The organism is Paenibacillus sp. Y951 (assembly GCF_056786395.1).
In genome coordinates this window covers 1-4,762 of record NZ_JBXCIY010000045.1, presented here as the reverse complement: position 1 = coordinate 4,762, position 4,762 = coordinate 1, and the positions used below count along the sequence as shown (strand labels likewise).

Sequence of the window (4,762 nt, the reverse complement as noted above, 5' to 3'; positions counted from 1 at the left end):
ATACGGCTGGATGAGATCGAACTGGTCGGGGAAGAAGAGAAGCGTCAACTACTAGAGACGTTCAACGATACGAAGGCGGAGTATCCGAAGGACAAGACGATCCACGTGCTGTTTGAGGAGCAGGCGAAGCGGACGCCAGAAGCTGAGGCGATCGTATTCGAGTCTGCGCGAATGACGTATGGCGAGCTAAACGCGAAGGCGAACCAACTGGCGCATGCATTGTGGGCACGAGGCGTTGGAACCGACGAGATCGTGGGAATTATGGCGGAGCGCTCGGTGGAGATGATCGTGGGGATTCTCGCGATTCTGAAGACCAGCGGTGCGTACTTACCAATTGATCCGACGTACCCGGCTGAGCGGATCGCATACATGCTGGAAGACAGCAAGGCCGATCTTCTACTCGTATACGGTGACGCAGAAGTACCGCAAGATTACGAAGGAAGCGTATTAGACCTTGCGGACGCGTCGCTGTATGCGGGCGACACTTCGAACTTGCCAGCAGCAAGCAATCCAAGCGATCTGGCGTACGTCATCTACACGTCAGGGTCGACGGGGCAACCGAAAGGGGTCATGGTCGAACACAACAGCTTAACGAATATTCTGGTTGCGCTGCACAACAAGTATCCTTGCGGGGAAGAAGAAGCTTATTTGCTGAAGACGGCCTATACGTTTGACGTGTCATTAACGGAACTATTCGGCTGGATACCTGGCGGAGGGAAAGTGGTCGTGGCGGCACCGGGCGCTGAGAGAGATCCACAGGAGCTACTTCGCGTCATTGTCGATAATCAGGTGACGCACATCAACTTTGTACCTTCCATGTTGCAGCTGTTCATGGCGGAGGCGAAAATGAGTGGGGAAGCCGTTCAATCGTTGCAGTACCTGTTTGTCGCGGGCGAAGCGTTCCCGACGGAGATGGCTTGGCGAGCTTGCCAGCAGTGGCCGCACGCCCGAATCGAGAACATCTACGGGCCGACGGAGGCCACGATCTATGCGACGCATGAGTCGGTTACGCCACATACGGAGAAGGTAGGAATCGGGAAACCGCTTCCGAACGTTCGCATGTATGTCATCGACCGTTCGAACAAACTAGCACCAATTGGGGTACCAGGTGAGCTGTGCATCGCGGGGGACGGCCTGGCGCGTGGATACTTGAAGAGTCCGGAGCTAACGGCGGAAAAGTTCGTGGACAACCCGTTTGAACCTGGCGAGCGGATGTATCGTACGGGAGACTTGGTAAGATGGCTACTGGACGGGAATCTGGAGTACATGGGCCGGATCGATGAGCAAGTAAAAATTCGGGGATACCGGATCGAGACGGGCGAAATCGTGCACGGTCTGCTGCAGCACACGGACGTGAAGGAAGCGGTGGTTGTCGCTCGGAAAGACGAGCGGGACGAAGCTTACCTGTGTGCGTACGTGGTGAGCAGCGGAGCATTCGAAGCCTCCGAGCTGCGTTCGCATTTGAAGCGCAGCTTGCCAGATTACATGGTGCCGTCGCATCTGGTAGAAGTGGAGCGAATTCCGTTGACGGCCAATGGCAAGGTAGACCGGAAGGCGCTGCCGGAGCCACAAGGTCTGGTGCAGGCAGGAAGTGAATATGTTGCGCCGCGGAGCGAGACAGAAGCGAAGCTGGCGACGATTTGGCAGGACGTGCTCCGAATCGGACAAGTTGGCATCCGAGATAACTTCTTCGAGCTGGGAGGCGATTCGATCAAAGCGATTCAGATCGTGTCCAGATTAAGTTCGGAAGGGCTCAAGCTGGTCGTCCGGGATATGTTCACGTATCCGACGATCGAGGAAGTCAGCCGCTATATTCAGGTCACGACCCAGGCAGCAGCCGAAGAAGGGACCGTGGAGGGCGAAGTGGCGCTTAGTCCCATCCAGCGTTGGTTTTTTGAGCAACGATTCTCGCAAAGCGATCATTGGAATCAGGCGATGATGCTGTACCGCGCGGACGGTTTCCGGGAAGCGCTCGTGGAGGAATTGGTAGTCAAGCTGACGGAACACCATGACGCGCTGCGGATGGTGTACCAGCAAGAAGCAGGGAAGCTCGTGCAGATAAACCGAGGGATAGAAGATCGAGCGTTCTGCCTGCATGTATTTGACGTCTCGGATGAAGCGGATGTTAGCGCGGTAGTTGAGCGTGAGGCGACACTGGTGCAGCAGACGATGAATCTAGAAACTGGCCCGCTGATGCAACTTGGGTTGTTCAGGACGAACAGCGGCGACCATCTGCTGATCGCGATTCATCATCTTGTCATAGACGGGGTGTCCTGGAGAATTCTATTGGAGGATTTCGCGGCAGGATACGAGTACCTGCTGCGGGGTGAATCTGTTACCTTACCTGGCAAAACGCATTCGTACCGAACATGGTCGGAGCGGATGGGAATATATGCACAGAGCCGGAAGCTGCTCAGAGAGGCTGATTATTGGCGGCAGGAGCAGAGTGTCAATGTGCAACCGCTGCCTAAAGACTGGGAAAGCGACGGAGCACGTACGATCGGAAGCAGCGCAATTGCGGCGGTTAGCTTAAGCGAGACGGAAACGAAAAACCTGCTCACGGGAACGCATCATGCGTACAAGACGGAAATGAACGATGTACTGCTCGCGGCTCTCGGTTTAGCGATGCAGGAATGGACGGGTCATGAGACGCTTGCCATACATCTGGAAGGCCACGGCCGGGAAGAAGTATTGAATGATGTGGATGTGACGAGAACAGTAGGTTGGTTTACGAGCATCTATCCAGTCGTCTTCGAATTGAAGAGGGCGGAAGGAATATCCTACTGGGTCAAATCGTTCAAGGAGAAGCTAAGACGGATTCCGAACAAAGGCGTGGGATATGGCATGCTGAAGTATTTGTCGCCAGCGGAGAAATGCGGCATTGGCAGTAGATTGAAGCTGGAAATCAGCTTTAATTACTTGGGACAGTGGGACAGAGAAATGGATGCCGGGACTATGTCGATGTCGGATCTTTCTACTGGCATGCAAGTGAGTCTGCAATCGGAACGTATCTATGCGCTGGACATTGTAGGGAGCGTAATGGACGGAAAGCTGACGCTGGTCGTGACGTACGACAAGCAGGAGTACCGCGAAAGCACGATGCAGGCATTGATGGCCAATTACAAGAAGCAATTGCTTTCGATCGTTACGCATTGCATGCAGCAAACAGAAACCGAGTTGACCCCGAGCGATCTTGGTAACTCTAGGGTTACTTTAGAAGATCTCAACGAGCTATTCGGCAACCTATAGATGTGGGGGGGAAGTAGTCTATGATCCAAAAAGATCAAGTAGTCAAGGTTTATCCGTTATCTCCTATGCAGTCAGGGATGTTATTTCATTCGATGTTGGAAAGCCAACCCGAAGCTTATTTTGTTCAGACGAACATGTCGCTTCTCGGAAAAATTAACCTGTCCATTTTGGAGAAAAGCTTGAAAGTTCTTACGGAACGGCATGAGGTTTTAAGGACCTTTTTTTCACATAAAAAGTTAAGTCAACCGCTTCAAGCCGTTTTGAAAGACAGAGCGCCGATTCTTGTCTATGAAGATATTACGGAGATGCAGAAAACAAAGAGGTATGAGTATGTAGAAGCGTTCAAGAAAGCAGATAGACAAAAAGGATTTGACTTAACGAAGGATGTGCTTTTTCGGATAGCAGTTTTGAAGACCAGCGAGGAACAGTACGAAATGATATGGAGTATGCACCATATCGTGCTGGATGGATGGAGTTCTGGTATCCTGCGCGCCGAGCTTTTCAAAATTTACGAGGAAATACGTAACGAGCGCTCTCTTCAGTTGCCTCCGGCATATCCTTATAGCGACTATATCAATTGGCTGGAAAAACAAGACAAGGAAGAAGCGTTGGAATATTGGGGCAAATACTTGGAGGATTATAACCATCGGACGGAAATTTTCACTGGAAATCAGATCCAAGGTGCAACATCGTATGAGCTTAACGAAATTTCATATTTCTTTGAAGAGACGCTTACGGAACAGTTGAACATACTTTGTAGGCGTCACAACCTAACATTAAATACTTTGATGCAAACGATATGGGGGAGGTTACTCCAACAATATAATGACTACGACGATATTGTATACGGCATGGTTGTCTCTGGGCGTCAATCCGAGGTTCTCGGCATTGAAAGCATGGTGGGATTGTTCGTCAATACGATTCCAGTACGGATTCGTCGTGCTGGACATGAAACGTTTCTTTCCTTGGCAAAACAAGTGCAGGCGGATTTGTTGAAATCGGAGCGATACGACTATGTATCCTTGGCTGACATTCAAGCGTGCAATGCACTTAAATCTAACTTGTTTGACCATATCTACGTATTTCAGAATTATCCGATGGATGTACCCCCTGTTTATGACAAACATTCTGCGGCACAAGACTTTGTTGTAACCACCCTCACGGGGATTGAGCAAACAAGTTTTGCATTAAATGTATTTATGGGACTAAGCGGAAATCGGCTTTTCGTTAAATTTAGCTACAATGCCCAAGCCTATGAAGAAGAGAGCATTAATAAATTAATAAGACATTTGGCGGCGATAGTGGAGCAAGTTGCGGCAAGACCAGACATGCGGCTAGACGAGATTGAGCTGGTCGGGGAAGAAGAGAAGCGTCAACTACTGGAGACATTTAACGATACGAAGGCGGAGTATCCGAAGGACAAGACGATCCACGCGCTGTTTGAGGAGCAGGCGAAGCGGACGCCGGAAGCTGAGGCGATCGTATTCGAGTCTATGCGACTGACGTATGGCGA

The 4,762-nt window shown here is 50.9% G+C and carries 2 protein-coding genes; both read left to right on the top strand.

Annotation, left to right across the window (positions count from 1 at the left end; all coding sequences use genetic code 11):
• The coding region (locus AC1TPB_RS24550; RefSeq protein WP_482078897.1) for an amino acid adenylation domain-containing protein at positions 1–3,249 on the top strand (3,249 nt) is incomplete at its 5' end.
• Positions 3,250–3,269: 20 nt separating this feature from the next.
• A partial coding sequence (locus tag AC1TPB_RS24545) for a condensation domain-containing protein (protein ID WP_482078896.1) occupies positions 3,270–4,762 on the top strand: 1,493 nt, incomplete at its 3' end.